The 14,938-nt window shown below is 68.4% G+C and carries 13 protein-coding genes; all 13 read right to left on the reverse strand.

Translation table 11 applies throughout. From position 1 onward, the window contains the following. Nucleotides 1-89: 89 nt before the first annotated feature. Nucleotides 90-1,637, reverse strand: a complete 1,548-nt coding sequence (gene ftsZ / locus ACFE7F_RS05950; protein ID WP_375402929.1) for a cell division protein FtsZ — start codon at nt 1,635-1,637, stop codon at nt 90-92. 101 nt (nt 1,638-1,738) lie between these two features. After that, nucleotides 1,739-3,001, reverse strand: a complete 1,263-nt coding sequence (gene ftsA, locus ACFE7F_RS05955) for a cell division protein FtsA (RefSeq protein WP_375402930.1) — start codon at nt 2,999-3,001, stop codon at nt 1,739-1,741. Between the two features lie 2 nt (nt 3,002-3,003). Further along, on the reverse strand, nt 3,004-3,912 hold the full coding sequence (locus ACFE7F_RS05960) for a cell division protein FtsQ/DivIB (protein WP_375402931.1): 909 nt from the start codon (nt 3,910-3,912) through the stop codon (nt 3,004-3,006). Beyond that, nucleotides 3,909-4,835 carry a D-alanine--D-alanine ligase gene (locus tag ACFE7F_RS05965; protein WP_375402932.1) on the reverse strand — a complete coding sequence of 309 codons (927 nt, stop codon included), beginning with the start codon at nt 4,833-4,835 and terminating at the stop codon, nt 3,909-3,911. The genes ACFE7F_RS05960 and ACFE7F_RS05965 overlap by 4 nt, the downstream gene beginning before the upstream one ends. Further along, entirely contained in the window at nt 4,832-5,725 is an 894-nt protein-coding gene (murB, locus tag ACFE7F_RS05970; RefSeq protein WP_375402933.1) for a UDP-N-acetylmuramate dehydrogenase, read from the reverse strand. The genes ACFE7F_RS05965 and murB overlap by 4 nt, the downstream gene beginning before the upstream one ends. A 2-nt stretch (nt 5,726-5,727) precedes the next feature. Then, a complete protein-coding gene (gene murC, locus ACFE7F_RS05975; RefSeq protein ID WP_375402934.1) occupies nt 5,728-7,146 on the reverse strand; it encodes a UDP-N-acetylmuramate--L-alanine ligase in 1,419 nt (472 codons plus the stop codon). Continuing rightward, nucleotides 7,143-8,318 carry an undecaprenyldiphospho-muramoylpentapeptide beta-N-acetylglucosaminyltransferase gene (murG, locus tag ACFE7F_RS05980; RefSeq protein ID WP_375402935.1) on the reverse strand — a complete coding sequence of 392 codons (1,176 nt, stop codon included), beginning with the start codon at nt 8,316-8,318 and terminating at the stop codon, nt 7,143-7,145. The genes murC and murG overlap by 4 nt, the downstream gene beginning before the upstream one ends. Beyond that, nucleotides 8,315-9,496, reverse strand: a complete 1,182-nt coding sequence (locus ACFE7F_RS05985) for an FtsW/RodA/SpoVE family cell cycle protein (RefSeq protein WP_375402961.1) — start codon at nt 9,494-9,496, stop codon at nt 8,315-8,317. The genes murG and ACFE7F_RS05985 overlap by 4 nt, the downstream gene beginning before the upstream one ends. A gap of 59 nt (nt 9,497-9,555) precedes the next feature. Then, on the reverse strand, nt 9,556-10,953 hold the full coding sequence (gene murD / locus ACFE7F_RS05990; protein WP_375402936.1) for a UDP-N-acetylmuramoyl-L-alanine--D-glutamate ligase: 1,398 nt from the start codon (nt 10,951-10,953) through the stop codon (nt 9,556-9,558). After that, on the reverse strand, nt 10,950-12,020 hold the full coding sequence (mraY, locus tag ACFE7F_RS05995; protein ID WP_375402937.1) for a phospho-N-acetylmuramoyl-pentapeptide-transferase: 1,071 nt from the start codon (nt 12,018-12,020) through the stop codon (nt 10,950-10,952). The genes murD and mraY overlap by 4 nt, the downstream gene beginning before the upstream one ends. Further along, nucleotides 12,021-13,388: a UDP-N-acetylmuramoyl-tripeptide--D-alanyl-D-alanine ligase gene (gene murF / locus ACFE7F_RS06000; RefSeq protein WP_375402938.1), complete on the reverse strand. Its 1,368-nt coding sequence runs from the start codon at nt 13,386-13,388 to the stop codon at nt 12,021-12,023. Then, nucleotides 13,385-13,516 carry a hypothetical protein gene (locus tag ACFE7F_RS06005; RefSeq protein ID WP_375402939.1) on the reverse strand — a complete coding sequence of 44 codons (132 nt, stop codon included), beginning with the start codon at nt 13,514-13,516 and terminating at the stop codon, nt 13,385-13,387. Before ACFE7F_RS06005 ends, murF begins: the two co-directional genes overlap by 4 nt. Continuing rightward, a complete protein-coding gene (locus ACFE7F_RS06010; protein WP_375402962.1) occupies nt 13,513-14,928 on the reverse strand; it encodes a UDP-N-acetylmuramoyl-L-alanyl-D-glutamate--2,6-diaminopimelate ligase in 1,416 nt (471 codons plus the stop codon). Before ACFE7F_RS06010 ends, ACFE7F_RS06005 begins: the two co-directional genes overlap by 4 nt. Nucleotides 14,929-14,938 lie beyond the last annotated feature (10 nt).

Below are 14,938 nucleotides of genomic sequence, written 5' to 3' on the forward strand. Positions count from 1 at the left end.
GGCAATGACGTAACACCTTATACGCGGCGGATCGGGTCCCGCGCACGGCGAAGCGGCGCGGTTTCACCCTGCTCGACCTTGTCGTCAACTCACTGATTGTTCTGGCGATGCAGAAAGCGCGGGATGTCCAGCTCGGCCTTGTCCTCGGGAACCTGCTCGTCGCGCTGAACGCCTCTCGCGGCATTGGACATCCGCTCGAACAGCGTTCCGCCCATCTTCACGCGCGGCGCGGCCGGCGCGGGCTCGCCCGCCGCCTGGACGTCAGCGCCCGGCGCGAGCCAGCGGCGGCGTGCTGCGGCGTCGTCGACCGAACCGCCGGTGGGCGCGATCGGCGGTGCGGGCACGGCCTGACCCGCATAGCCATCGGTACGCTCGCCCGGCACCTGTGGCACGATCGTTTCCGCGCCCAGCACCAGTTCGTCATTCGCCGCGTCGGCCGTCTCGGGCAGCGCATCGGCGGCCTGCGCCTGAACGGTCGCGAGATCGAGCGGCTCCTCCTTGACCAGCGTCGGCGCGGCCTTGGGCGTCACCGGCGTGGCCACAGCTGTCGGGATCGACGCCGCAGAAGCAGCCGGGCGGAAGGATTGCGGCTCGTCACTCTTGCGCGCGAGGCCGAAGCCGAAGGACCGCGTCGCTTCCGGCTGCGCAGGCGCTCCGGCCATTTGCGCCTCCGCCTCGATACCCGTCGCGACGACGGATACGCGGATACGCCCCTCCAGATCCTGGTTAAACGCCGATCCCCAAATGATGTTGGCGTCGGGATCGACCAGGTCGCGGATGTGGTTCGCGGCCTCATCCACCTCCAGCAGACGCATGTCGTCGCCGCCGGTGATCGATATGATGACGCCCTTGGCCCCCTGCATCGACACGCCGTCGAGCAGCGGATTGGCGATCGCCTTTTGCGCCGCCTCCAGCGCGCGGTTGTCGCCGCCTGCCTCGCCGGTGCCCATCATCGCCTTGCCCATTTCCTGCATCACCGACCGCACGTCGGCGAAATCGAGGTTGATGAGGCCGGGCATGACCATCAGGTCGGTGATGCCGCGCACGCCCTGCTGCAGCACCTCGTCCGCCATCTCGAACGCCTCCTTGAAGGTCGTGTTGGCGTTGGCGATCAGGAACAGGTTCTGGTTGGGGATGACGATCAGTGTGTCGACATACTTTTGCAGCTCCTCGATGCCCGCCTCGGCGCTTTTCGAGCGACGCTTGCCCTCGAAGGCGAAGGGCTTGGTCACGACGCCCACCGTCAGGATGCCCATGTCGCGCGCCGCCTTGGCGATGACGGGAGCCGCGCCCGTGCCGGTGCCGCCGCCCATGCCCGCTGCGATGAAGCACATGTGGCTACCCTCGAGCAGCTTGGACAGCTGGTCGATCGTCTCCTCGGCCGCCGCGCGCCCGATCTCGGGCCGCGATCCCGCGCCGAGCCCTTGCGTGATCTTCGCACCCAACTGGATGCGCTGTGGCGCGATCGACTGCTTGAGCGCCTGGCTGTCGGTATTGGCGACTAGAAAGTCGACGCCCTGTACGTCTGCGCGCATCATGTTGGCGATCGCGTTGCCGCCCGCCCCGCCCACGCCGATTACCGCGATGCGCGGGGTCAGCTCGTCCACGTCGTTGGTGTCCATGAACTCGATCGGCATTCGACTCTACTCCACACCCCGAAGCCGACCTCGCGGCCCCCGATAATTAACCGTGAATGCACCAACGACCCGTGCGCCGCCAGTCCGAATGTCCCGCCTCTTCAATAATTCGCGCGCGCCGCCTGGATCAGCTTGCGAACCAGCTGGAACCCACCCGGACGGTACACCGTCTGGGCCTGCGGAGCCATCGCGCGCAGGTCGATCGGGTCGGACGCGGCGTAGAACGCCAGCCCCGCCAGCGTCGCGAAGGCGGGTCCGCCATGCGCGTCAGGCAGCCCCGTCAGCCCGCGCGGCCGCCCGATCCTGACCGATCGGCCCAGCGCCGCCTGTGCGTAATCGGCCACGCCCTTCAGCTCTGCGCCGCCGCCCGTCAGCACCACTTGCCGCCCGACCGGCCCCTCGAACTTCAGCTCTTTGAGCGCCCTGCCGATCTCGCCTGTCAAATGTTCCAGCCGCTGGCGGATTACGCCGATCAGCTGCGCCTTGGTGATCTGCACCGCATCGCCCGCCCCGTCCTCCGCGGAGATCGGCAGCACGGAGATCATGTCGTGATTGTCGCGCGGGCTCGTGTTCGCCGAGCCGTGGAAGCACTTCATCCGCTCGGCCTGCTGCCGCCGCGTTCCGAAAGCGGAGGCGATGTCGTCGGTTACGTCCGCCGCCCCGAACGGGATGGATGTGAGCCCGACGAGCATACCCCCTGCGAACAGCGACACGTTGGTGATCCCCGCTCCCATCTCGACCAGCGCGACGCCCAGCTCGCGCTCCTCGTCCGACAGGCAGGCAAGCCCCGTCGCGACGGGCGATGCGATGATCGAGCGCACCTCCAGATGCGCCGACCGCACGCACAGATCGAGATTTCGGACCGGCGACCCGTCCGCCGCGACGACATGGATGTGGACGCCCAGCCGGTCGGCATGAAGCCCGAGCGGCTTCTTGACGCCGGTCAGCCCGTCGAGCGTATAGAGCGCGGGCTGCGCATGGAGCACCATGCGCCCGTGCGGATCGATCGACTGACGTCCGGCCGCGAGCAGCGCGTCGATATCGCCCTGCTCCACCCGGTGCCCGCCCAAGTCCGACTCGACCGACGCCACGTCAGAGATCAGCCCTCCGGCGGAGAAACCTACCCACACATCCTCGATGTTCAGTCCCGCTACCCGCTCGGCCTGCTCCACCGCCTCACGCACCGCCGCCTCGGTCGCGCCCATGTCGGCGATGTAGCCGCGCTTTACGCCCCGGCTCTCGCGCTGACCGGTGCCCAGCACGATCAACTCGCCGCCGTCGCCCTTACGCGCGATCATCGCCGATACCTTGGACGACCCGATATCGAGCGCCGTGATCAACCCTTCAGGTGCCGTCTTCGCCATCCTCAGCCCTCCCTGCTCGTCGGCTTATCACCAGACTCCGCGTCGCCCCCCGGCGTCGCAGTTACACGTTCGCTCGAATCCGGCTTGCGCGCCACCAGTTTCGCCGGGTCGCGCATGTCGAACCGCTTCCACCCGCGCCCCAGCAGCGGACCCGACCGGTCGAGCTCGGCGAAGCGCACGATAGCGCGCCGCGCGTCCTCCTCGGGCAGCGCCAGCACCTCGCCCGTCCGAAAGGTCAGGTCCCAGCGCCGGTGACCCACCCAGGTCGCGGCTCGCACGCGCGCCCTAAGCCCCGGCGCGGCGGCGAGCAGCGCCTGATAGCCGCGCTCCTGCCGATCCGCACCCGGCCCGATCCGAAGCGGCAGGTCGAATGCTTCGCCGGGCGCCACCGGCGCGAGCAGCACACCCTCCGCATCGATCAGCGTCAGCCGCCCACCATCCTGCCACACGGCGGCGGGTACGCGCTCCACGATGTTGACAAGCAACGTATCGGGCAACCGCCGCGACACCTGTGCGTCCGCGATCCAACCGTACCTAAGAAGCTTGCCTCGCACCGCCGCCAAATCAACCGACGGCATCGCCAGCGACCGCTGCTCCATCGCCACGGCGTACACGTCCAGGCGGCTCATCCGTTTCAGTCCGGTGATCTCGATCCGCCCGACGCGCAGGCCTGCGCGGCCCGCTCCCTCCGACAGCTCGGCCCCAATCATGGCTGGCATCCCCGCCCAGCTTGCCGCCGCGACTACACTCGCCCCAACGACGCCCAGCATCGTCCAGGTCGCCGCCTTCGCGAGCAGCTCCGGGCTGACCGGCAGCCGCCCGAGCACCCGGTCGAACAAGGGCTGCTTCTTGACGACCTTCCGCCGTAAGGACTTTCGGGGCGGCGCGCCGCGCTTGATCGTCCGACTCATCGGGCCATCGCCTCTTCGACGATCGCCTGGACCAGCTCGGGGTAACTCATGCCCGTATGCCGCGCCTGTTCGGGGACAAGGCTGAGCGGCGTCATACCCGGCTGGGTATTGACCTCCAGCAGGAACAGCCCGTCGACGCCCTGACTGTCGTCCCATCGAAAGTCGGCGCGCGACGCTCCCCTGCAGCCGAGCAGCCGATGCGCCTCGATCGCGATGCCCCGGCACGCGTTTGCGACCTCGACAGGGATATCCGCTGGAAAGACGTGCTCGGTCATCCCGTCGGTATACTTCGCGTCGTAATCGTACCAGCCCGACTTGGGCTTGAGCTCGGTCACGCCCAGCGCCCGCCCGCCCAGCACCGCAGTCGTCAACTCGCGCCCGCGTATGTACGGCTCCGCAAGCAGCTCATCGAACTTCTGCCACGGTCCCTGAACATCGGGCGCTATCGGGTTCCCATAATTGCCTTCATCGGTAACGATCGCGACGCCCACCGACGACCCTTCGTTCACCGGCTTGAGCACATACGGCCGTGGCAGCGGATCGCGCTGATGCACCTCGGCCGACTTGACGATGCGCCCTCCTGGCATCGGCAGGCCGTGCGGGACCAGCAACTGCTTGGTCAGCACCTTATCGATCGCTATCACCGAGGTCGCGAGCCCGCTATGCGTATACCGGAAGCCCATCAAATCGAGCATCCCCTGCACCGACCCATCCTCACCGGGTGTTCCGTGGAGCGCGTTGAACACCAGGTCGGGCGCGGACTCGGTTAGCCGCGCGGCGACATCGCGCCCCATGTCGATGCGCGTCACCCGGTGACCCAGGCTCTCCAACGCCTCGGCGATGCCGGACCCCGACGACAGCGACACTTCGCGCTCCGCCGACCAGCCACCCATCAGCACGACAATGTGCAGCGGCCCGCTCACGCCGGCCTCCCCACGCGTTGTATCTCCCACTCCAACTCGATCCCCGAATGCGCCAGCACGCGCGCACGCACTTCCTCCCCCAACGCCTCGATCTCAGCGGAACTCGCGCCGCCCAAATTGAGGAGGAAGTTGCAGTGCTTCTCCGATACTTGTGCGTCGCCCTTGCAAAGCCCCCGACACCCCGCCGCGTCGATCAGCCCCCAAGCCTTATGCCCGGCGGGGTTCTTGAAGGTCGACCCGCCCGTCCGCGACCGCAGCGGCTGCGAAGCCTCGCGCTCGGCGGCGATCCGGTCCATCTCCGCCTGGATCGCGCCGACCTCGCCCGGCCGGCCGCGGAACGTCGCGCTCGTCACTACGCACCCGTCGGGCAGCTCGCTATGGCGGTAGCTGTAGCCGAGCTCGCGCGCGGCGAACACGCGCCGCTCGCCCGAGCGGAGCACGATCTCGCACTCGACGAGGATGTCCTTCACCTCGCGGCCGTACGCTCCGCCGTTCATGCGCACGACGCCGCCGACCGTTCCGGGAATCGAACGCAGGAACTCCACCCCCGCTATCCCCGCATCCCTCGCACTGGACGAGACCAGGATCCCGCTCGCGCCGCCACCGCACCGCAACATCGTCGCATCCAGCCGCTCGACACCGGCGAAAGGCTTGCCCAACCGCACCACGACACCGGACATGCCGCCGTCGCGAACGATCAGGTTTGAGCCGAGCCCGAGCGCCATGACCGGGACCGCGGGACCCAGGTCGGCCAAAAACGCCGATAGATCGTCCGTATCTCGGGGCTCGAACAGCATCTCGGCCGCGCCTCCCGACTTGAACCAGACGAGCGGCGCGAGCGGTGCATGTTCGGTGATCCGCCCGGCAACACGCGGAATGGTCGCGGCCATGCTCACGCCGCCGCCCGCTCGCGCCGTGCCGCGATCGCGTCCGCAAGCCCCGCCGCCCATTTAGTGATGTCGCCCGCGCCCAGGCACACCACAATATCGCCAGGCTCGATGGTCCCCACCAGCTCCACCGCCAGCGCATCCGCGTCCGCGACCGTCGCCGCATACCGATACCCGCGCCGCTTCAACCCCTCGACCAGCGCGTCCGAGTCCACCCCCGAGACCGGCTGCTCGCCCGCCGCATAGACCGGCGTCACAAGCACCCGGTCGGCGTCGTTGAACGCCGTCTGAAACTCCTCCATCAACGCGCCGAGCCGCGAGTATCGATGCGGCTGCACCACCGCGATCACACGACCGCGCACACCCTCACGCGCCGCCGCCAGCACCGCGCGGATCTCGACCGGATGGTGACCGTAATCGTCGATGATCGTCGCGCCGCCTACCTCGCCGACCTTGGTGAAACGCCGCTTCACCCCGCCGAACTTCGCGAAGCCGTTCTGGATCGTCGCGTCGTCGATCCCCAGCTCCAGTGCCACGCCGATCGCCGCCAGCGCGTTCTGAACGTTGTGGCGGCCCGGCATCGGCAACTCGATCCCCTCGATCGAGCGAACCGACCCGTCGCGCGCGCGCACCAGACACTCGAACCGATTGCCCCCCGCGACGGGCACGACGTTGACGCCGCGCACGTCCGCCTGCGCCGAAAAGCCGTAGGTCACCACTCGTCGGTCGCGCAAACGAGGCAGGATGCCCTGCACTTCCGAATGGTCGAGGCACAGCAAGGCCGCGCCGTAGAAGGGTACGTTCTCGACGAACTGGACGAACGCGTCCTTCACCGCCTCGAACGAGCCGTAATGGTCCAGATGTTCGGGATCGATATTGGTGACGACCGCCACCGTGCCATCGAGCCGAAGGAACGACCCGTCGCTCTCGTCCGCTTCGACGACCATCCAGTCGCTCGCACCGAGCTTCGCATTCGACCCGTAGCTATTGATGATCCCGCCGTTTATGACGGTCGGATCAACCCCGCCCGCATCGAGCAGAGCCGCCACCATCGACGTCGTCGTCGTCTTGCCGTGCGTGCCCGCCACCGCGACCGTCGATTTCAGCCGCATCAGCTCCGCCAGCATTTCCGCCCGCCGCACTACCGGCACGCGCCGCTCCAACGCGGCCTCCACCTCCGGATTACACCGCGTGATCGCGGTCGATACGACCACTACGGCCGCTTCGCCCAGATTGTCCGCGCTGTGCCCTATCGCGACGGGAATACCCTTGGCGCGCAAGCCCTGGACGACATACCCCTCGGCGACGTCCGACCCCTGGACGCGGTAGCCCAGGTTCATCATCACCTCGGCGATTCCCGACATGCCGATCCCGCCTATCCCCACGAAGTGGATCACGCCGATGTCGGTCGCGGCCATTCTCACGCGCCGAAAGCTCCCGCCAACGCCGCCTTGCGCCTGGTGTTGGCGACCCCGACCGGCAGTCGCGATACGGGCGCGCCCAGATTCTCGACCAGATCGGCCAGCTCACGCGCCGCGTCCGGCTTCCCGCAAGCCCGCGCCCGCCCGGCCGCGTTCTCCAGCGCCGCCGGGTCCAGCCCCAGTTTCTGCATCTGTTTGGCCAGTTCCACCGCGGTGAAGTCGCCCTGCGCGATCGTCCGCGCGCCGCCCGCCGTGGTGATCTCGCGCGCGTTGGCCGTCTGGTGGTCGTCGGTCGCGCTCGGCAGGGGCACCAAGATGCCCGGCCTCCCCGCCGCCGTCAGTTCGGCGATCGTCGATGCGCCCGCGCGCGCGATCACGAGGTGCGCCCAGGCCAGGTGCTCGGGCATATCGGGCAGGTAAGTGGCGAGATCGGCGGGTATCTGATGCGCGGCGTATTTGGCGCGCACCGCGTCGATGTCCTCGATCCGCGCCTGCTGCGTTACCTGCAGCCGCCGCCGAAAGGTGATCGGCAGCATCGCCAGCCCGTCGGGCACCACGTCGGCAAGGATCGTCGCGCCCTGGCTACCCCCCGTCACCAGCACGCGGAAGATGCCGTCCTCCTCCAGCAGCGGATAGGGCCGACTCCGCAAAGCCAGCACCGCCTCACGCACCGGGTTGCCGATGTGCCGCACCTTGCCCGCATACCTGCCCGCCAGCCGCTCGGTCTTCGCGTACGATGTGGCGATCGCATCGACCCGCCCCGCGACCAACCGATTGACGCGCCCCAACACCGCATTCTGCTCGTGGACCGCCGTCGGCACGCCGTCCGCGAATGCCGCCAGCAGTGCGGGCAGCGCCGGATAGCCGCCGAAGCCGATCACCGCCTCTGGCTTGAAGGTCCGGTACAGCTCGCGCGCCATCGACCGCCCGCGTAGCATCTCGCGCCCGGCCCGCAACCATCCGACGGGCCCGCCCGCGATCCGGCCGGCCGGGAGCACATGCGTCTGCACGCCCCCGGGACCATCAGCGAAGACCCCCGGAAAGCGAATCCCACGCTCGTCGCTGACCAGCGCAACCCGGTGTCCACGCCTCCCCAGCTCGGTCGCCAGCGCCGCCGCCGGCACCATGTGCCCACCGGTGCCCCCGGCCGCGAGTACGAAATGCCTTGCCGTCATTGTCCACTCCAGCGGACCACATAAGGGCTCCGCGTCAGGAACGGATTGCGCCGGGTGAACGCCAGCAGCAACCCCATGCCAACCGACAATGCGATCGTCGAGGATCCACCATAGCTGATGAACGGCATCGTCATCCCCTTCGACGGGGCAAGCCCCGTATTGACCGCCATCGACACCAGTGCCTGCGCCCCGAACTGCGTCGCCAGCCCCGCAGCCGCGAGCAGACGGAATTCGTCCTGCTCGTCGAGCAGCTTGACGAACACGCGCACGACGATCGCCAGGAACACTACCGCGATCACCGAACAGGCGATCAGCCCGAATTCCTCGCCGATGACGGAGAAGATATAGTCGGTATGCGCCTCGGGCAGTCCGAACTTGGCGTTGCCGCCACCCGGCCCCGTTCCCGTCCATCCGCCCGACGTAAGCGTCCGGTGCGCCGCGTCCGTTTGAAAATGGTCTCCAGCGCCGACGCCTTCGACATCGGGAAACAGGAAAGCGTCAATCCGATTGCGTGCGGTTCCATAAAAGAAATATGCTGCGACCAATCCGACGGGCACCATCGCCGCCAGCCCGGCCATTATCTTGGTCGGCGTTCCCGCGATCATTAACAGAGCCATCCAAACGAGACAGAAGATGATCGTTTGCCCGAAATCAGGCTGGAGCATCAGGAGCAGCGCGACGAACCCGGTTGCGCCTCCGGTCAGCAGCACGGTCGGCAGCTCCTCGTCTTTGGCCTTGAGCGAGAGGATCCAGGCGAGTGAGACTATGAACATCGGTTTGAGGAACTCGGAAGGCTGAAACTGCGCGATGCCGAGGCCGATCCAGCGCCTGGCCCCGTTCACCTCCACGCCGATCAGCGGCGTCAGGGCGAGCAGCGCGACGAACAACGCCGCCCCGATCAACGCCAAACGCCGCGCTGCCGCCACGGGTAGCATCGACGTCGCGACCAGAACGGGCAGCGACACGCCTACCCACATCAGCTGCCGCCAGAAGTAATATAGTGGCGCGATCCGCACCGCCTCGCCCGAATAGCGTCGGGCGCTGGCGGGCGAGGCGGCCGCTACTGCCAGCAGCCCGATCGCGATCAGGAACAGCGTCAGCAACAGCAGCACGCGGTCGATATCCCAGAACCAGGTGCCGAGCGGCGACCGGTCGCCGCGCCCGCCCCGACCCTTCATGCGTGACATGATCCCGCCCGCCTGCGCACTCGCCTGCTCGCCGCGCCCCAGAGCGTCGCTCACGCCAGTTCCCCCACGCACGCGCGGAATACATCGCCGCGCTCTTCGAAATTGCGAAACTGATCGAACGACGCTGCGGCGGGCGACAGTAGCACGACCTCTCCCGGCCGGGCGGCGCTCGCAGCCGCCTCGACGGCGCGGGCCACCGTCCCCGCCTCCTCGACCGCAACGCCCGCCTCGCGCAGGTATGTGGCGAAGTGTGGGCCCGATTCGCCGACGGTGTAGGCTCGCACGACCCGATCGAACCGCGGCCGGCAAGCGTCCAGGTCGTTGCCTTTCGCGCGACCGCCTAATATCCAATGCACCCGCTCGAACGAGCCCAGTGCCGGAGCGGCTGCCTCCGCATTCGTGGCCTTGGAGTCGTTCACGAACGAAACTTTGTTCCGAACCGCGACCTGTTCCATCCGATGCCGCAGTCCGGAAAAGCTCTCGAGCCCGCGCGTGATGTCCTGCTCGCCCACTCCCAGTGCCCGTCCGACCGCGATCGCGGCGAGCGCGTTCTGCGCGTTGTGCGGCCCCTGCAACGCGGGCCAGCGCGACTGATCCATGCACACGCCCGGCGCGATCTTCGTCAATCGCTCCCCGCGCCCCGACAACGACCGCGCGATCTTCGCGGAGGCGTCGTCCCCGATCCCGATCACTGCCTCATGGCTCGCCGACTGCATCGCGAACAGCCGAGCCTTGGAAGCGGCGTAGGCGTCGAACCCGTCATATCGGTCGAGATGATCGGGCGTGACGTTCAGCAGCACCGCCACCTCGCAATCGAGCGTGGCCGTGAGGTCAATCTGAAAGCTCGACAGCTCGAGCACATACACGCCGCCCCCGGGCAGCGGCTCCTGAGCTAAAATCGGCAACCCGATATTGCCGCCCATAAGGCTCGGCACCCCCGCCGTCCGCAGGATATGGTGGACGAGCGCAGTCGTGGTCGACTTGCCATTCGTGCCGGTGATGCCGACCACCTTGTGCGTGGGCAGGTCCGCCCTCGCTTGCGCAAACAGCTCGATGTCGCCGATCACCGTGAGTCCAGCTGTCCGCGCCCTAGTGACAAGCGGATGCGTGTTCAGCGGCACGCCGGGGGACAGAACCAACGCATCCAGCCCGGCGAGATCGACAGTGTCCAGGTCGGCGATAGTAAGCCCCTCCCCTTCAGGGGAGGGGTTTGGGGAGGGGGCCGCTGTCAACGAGCTAGCACCCCGGGACCCACTCGGCTGATGGCGTTCCCCTCCCCAACCCCTCCCCTGAAAGGAAGGGGCTAAGGGACCGCGCCGTTCCTCATCCTTATCCCACGCGATCACATTCGCCCCGCCCGCGACCAGCGCGCGCACGGCCGCCGTGCCCGACCGGGCCAGCCCGAGCACGGCGTAACGCTGCCCCGCCCAAGTCCGGCTCGTGATCACCGCAGCTTCAGCGTCGACAGGCCGGCGAGCGCCAGCACTAGGCTGATGATCCAGAACCGGATCACGACCGTCGGCTCGCTCCACCCCAGCTGCTCGAAATGATGGTGGATCGGGGCCATCTTGAACACCCGCCGCCCGGTGCGCTTATAGAAAAACACTTGGATAATGACGCTCATCGCCTCCGCCACGAACAGCCCACCGATGATCCCCAGGACGATTTCGTGATGCGACACTACCGCGATCGTTCCCAGCGCGCCGCCGAGCGCGAGGCTTCCCGTGTCGCCCATGAACACGGCGGCGGGGGGCGCGTTGAACCAGAGGAACGCCAGCCCCGCGCCGACGATCCCGCCGCAGAAGATGGCGAGGTCGCCCGCCCCCACGACGTGCGGGATGCCCAGATACTCGGAAAAACGTGCATTCCCAACAAGATAGACGATGATCATGAACGCCACCGAAGCGATGATCACCGGCATCGTAGCCAACCCGTCGAGCCCGTCGGTCAGGTTCACCGCGTTCCCGAACGCCACGATCGTGAACGCCGCAAATACTGGGTAAAACCAGCCTAGCTCCAGATAATACCGGTCGGTGAACGGGAAATAGAGTGGCGTTCCGTTCTGCCGCATGACGATCAGCGCGGCGATTCCCGCCACCGCGAACTCAAGCAGCAGCCGTGTTCGCCCGGACACGCCCGCCGTGCTGGCTTTGCGCACTTTGTCCCAATCGTCCATGAATCCGATCGCGCCGAAGCCTAGCGTCACGAACAGGCATGCCCACACGAACGGGCTCGACAAGTTCATCCAGATCAGCACGGCCAGCGTCAGCGCGGTCAGGATCATCAGCCCGCCCATCGTCGGCGTGCCGCGTTTGGCCAGATGCGATTGCGGTCCGTCGGCGCGGATCGGCTGGCCCTTGCCCTGGCGCACGCGCAGCCAGCCGATGAATTTCGGCCCGATCACCAGCCCGATGGCGAGCGCGGTCGCGACTGCGCCGCCCGTGCGGAATGAGAGGTAGCGGATGAGGTTCAGAGCGCCGGGAAAGCCCAGCGCCTCCGCGATCCAATACAGCACCTATGCGCCTCCGAGGCCTGCGACCACGCGTGACAGCCCCACCCCGTTCGACCCCTTGACCAGCACCGCGTCGCCGGGCGCGATCAGATCGCGCAAGGACGACAGCGCCGCGTTGGCGTCAACGACATGCACCAGATCCACCGCGCCCTCAAGCGCGCGCGCCAGCGGCACCGTCGCTTCGCCGACCAGCAGCGCCCGTTCGACGCGCGCGGCGATCACCGCATCTGCCAATCCTGCATGGAGCTCGCCCGATCGCTCGCCCAGCTCGCGCATCTCGCCCAGCACCGCGATCCGCCGCCCCGGCTCGTCGCCCAGCACGGCGAGCGCGGCGCGCATCGATGCGGTGTTGGCGTTGTAGGACTCGTCGATCACCAGCGCCTCGCCGCCCGCGACCGGCACCCTGATCCGCGCGCCGCGACCCGCCAGCCCACCCAGCTCCGCCAAGGCCAGCCCCGCCTGCCCCAAATCCGCGCCGAGCGCATCGACCGCTGCCAGCACCGCCAGCGCGTTCGACACATGGTGCGCGCCGGGCTGCCCGACCGTGAGGCTCAGCTCGCGCCCGCCGCCCAGCGTCACGGTCACGAACGTGCCGCCCGTCCCCACCCGCATTGCCTCGCGAGCATGGACGTCCGCGCCCTTCTCCAACCCGAACGTGACCACCCGCTCCGCGTGCTCGCGCGCGGCGGCCACGAGCCGGTCGCGGTGCGGGCTGTCGAATGGCACGATCGCCGTCCCGCCTGGCTCCAACCCCTCGAACACCTCCGCCTTGGCATCGGCGATCGCCGCTTCGTCGGCGAAGAACTCCAGATGCGCAGGCGCGATCGCGGTGACGATCGCAACATGCGGCCTGACCATCCGCGTCAGCGCGGCGAGCTCGCCCGCATGATTCATCCCCATTTCGAACACGCCGAACCCGGCGTCGCGCGGCATCCGCGCAAGGCTGAGCGGCACGCCCGTATGGTTGTTGTAGCTCTTGACCGACCGGTGCACTTGGCCGTGGTTCGACCGCTCCAGCGCGGCGTACAGCGCCTCCTTGGCCGATGTCTTGCCGACCGATCCCGTCACCCCGACGATCCGCGCCGCCGACCGGTCTCTCGCCGCGCGCGCGAGCGCCTGGAGCGCCGCGAACCCGTCCGCCACCCGCACATGCGGGCCGTCACACCGTTCGGACGCTATCGCGCCGCCCGCGCCCGCCGCGAAGGCGTGGGGCAGGAAGCGGTGCCCGTCGGTAGCCTCACCCGACATAGCCACGAACAGGTCGCCCGACTCCACCTCGCGAGAGTCGAATGCGACGCCTGTTACCTCGAAGTCGCCCTGAACCGTGCCGCCGGTCGCTATGGCGATCTCGGCGGCCGTCCATAAGCTCACCGCGCGCCTTCCACCCGGGGCAACGGCCGCGCGGAGGTCTCCCCGCTCCCGAATTTCAGCCCCAGCTTGGGTCGCTTGCCCTCGTCTTTGCGAGGCTCGAACATCGCTTTGCGTTCCGTCACACTCATGCTGCATACTCCCTGGCCACGGCCACGTCGTCGAAAGGAAGGATCAGGTCGCCGATGACCTGACCCTGTTCATGCCCCTTGCCGGCCACCAGCACGACGTCGTGCGGCCCGGCCTCCCCGATCGCCGCCGCGATCGCGTCACGCCGGTCCCCGATTTCCAAAGCTTGCGGCGCGCCCTCCAGGACCATGCGGCGGACGGCCGCCGCGTCCTCGGTGCGCGGATTGTCGTCGGTGACGATCACGTGAGCCGCCCCGGTCGCCGCGACCGCGCCCATGGCCAAGCGTTTGCCCGGGTCGCGGTCGCCGCCCGCCCCGAACACCAGGATCAGCCGCCCGCCCGCATGCGGCTTGAGCGCGGCGATCGCCGCCTCGAGCGCGTCAGGCGTATGCGCGTAATCGACATAGACCGGCGCGCCCGACCGCGCGATCGCCGCGCGCTCCAGCCGCCCCCGCACGGGCTGCAGCCGCGCCAACGCCTTGAGCGTCGCATCGACCGAGCCGCCCGTGGCGATCACCAGCCCCGCCGCGACCAGCGCGTTGGCCGCCTGATACGCCCCGATCAACGGCAGATCGACGATGTGCGTCGCGCCCTCCGCCTCGATCGCCAACGTCTGGCCTAGCAGCGTCGGGGTCCGACCGACGAGCCGCAGCAGCTCGCCGCGCTCGCCCACCGTCAGCACGCGCGCGCCGCGCTTCCGGGTGACCTCGCCGACCCGGCCGGCCATGGGATCGTCCGCCCACACCACCGCCGCGCCGCCGACGCCAAGCATCTCCGCGAACAGCCGGAGCTTGGCGTCGAGATACGCCTCCATCGTTCCGTGATAATCGAGATGGTCGCGCGACAGGTTGGTGAACGCCGCCGCTGAGACCGGTACGCCCTCGGTCCGGTACTGATCCAGCCCATGGCTCGACGCCTCGAACGCCAGATGCGTCACGCCCTCGCGCGCGAGCCCAGCCACGTTCGACAGGAAGGTGACGATGTCGGGCGTGGTCAGCCCCGTGACGACGCGCTCGTCGGCGGTCGTCACGCCCAGCGTCCCGATCGAAGCCGCATGATGCCCCGCCATGCGCCACAGCTGGCGACACATCTCAACGGTCGACGTCTTGCCGTTGGTGCCGGTCACCGCCACCGCCACCTGCGGAAACGGTTCGAAGAACCGCGCCGCCAGCCTGGCGAAGCGTCTGCGCGGATTGGCGTCGGCGATATGAGCCGCGCCCCGCACCACCGCGTTCGGCCCCGCCACCACCGCCACCGCGCCGCTGCCGATCGCCTGCGGGATGAACGCCTCGCCGTCGAAATGCGCGCCCGGGAACGCTCCGAACACCGTGCCCGGCGCGACCTTCCGGTGATCGATGGCGAACCCCGTCACCGCCGCGGTCTCGTCGCCGCCGGTGAGCGCGCCCAGCCTCATTTCCAGAGCC

This window comes from uncultured Sphingomonas sp. (genome assembly GCF_964235535.1).
Taxonomy (GTDB): Bacteria; Pseudomonadota; Alphaproteobacteria; order Sphingomonadales; family Sphingomonadaceae; genus Sphingomonas.

Excerpts from the sequence above, each read along its gene's own strand:
- ACFE7F_RS06010 (WP_375402962.1), bottom strand. The coding sequence starts at position 14,928 with ATGAGGCTGGGCGCGCTCACCGGCGGCGACGAGACCGCGGCGGTGACG.
- ACFE7F_RS06005 (WP_375402939.1), bottom strand. The coding sequence starts at position 13,516 with ATGAGTGTGACGGAACGCAAAGCGATGTTCGAGCCTCGCAAAGACGAG.
- ACFE7F_RS05985 (WP_375402961.1), bottom strand. The coding sequence starts at position 9,496 with ATGAAGGGTCGGGGCGGGCGCGGCGACCGGTCGCCGCTCGGCACCTGG.
- ftsA (WP_375402930.1), bottom strand. The coding sequence starts at position 3,001 with ATGGCGAAGACGGCACCTGAAGGGTTGATCACGGCGCTCGATATCGGG.
- murB (WP_375402933.1), bottom strand. The coding sequence starts at position 5,725 with ATGGCCGCGACCATTCCGCGTGTTGCCGGGCGGATCACCGAACATGCA.
- ftsZ (WP_375402929.1), bottom strand. The coding sequence starts at position 1,637 with ATGCCGATCGAGTTCATGGACACCAACGACGTGGACGAGCTGACCCCG.
- ACFE7F_RS05960 (WP_375402931.1), bottom strand. The coding sequence starts at position 3,912 with ATGAGTCGGACGATCAAGCGCGGCGCGCCGCCCCGAAAGTCCTTACGG.
- murG (WP_375402935.1), bottom strand. The coding sequence starts at position 8,318 with ATGACGGCAAGGCATTTCGTACTCGCGGCCGGGGGCACCGGTGGGCAC.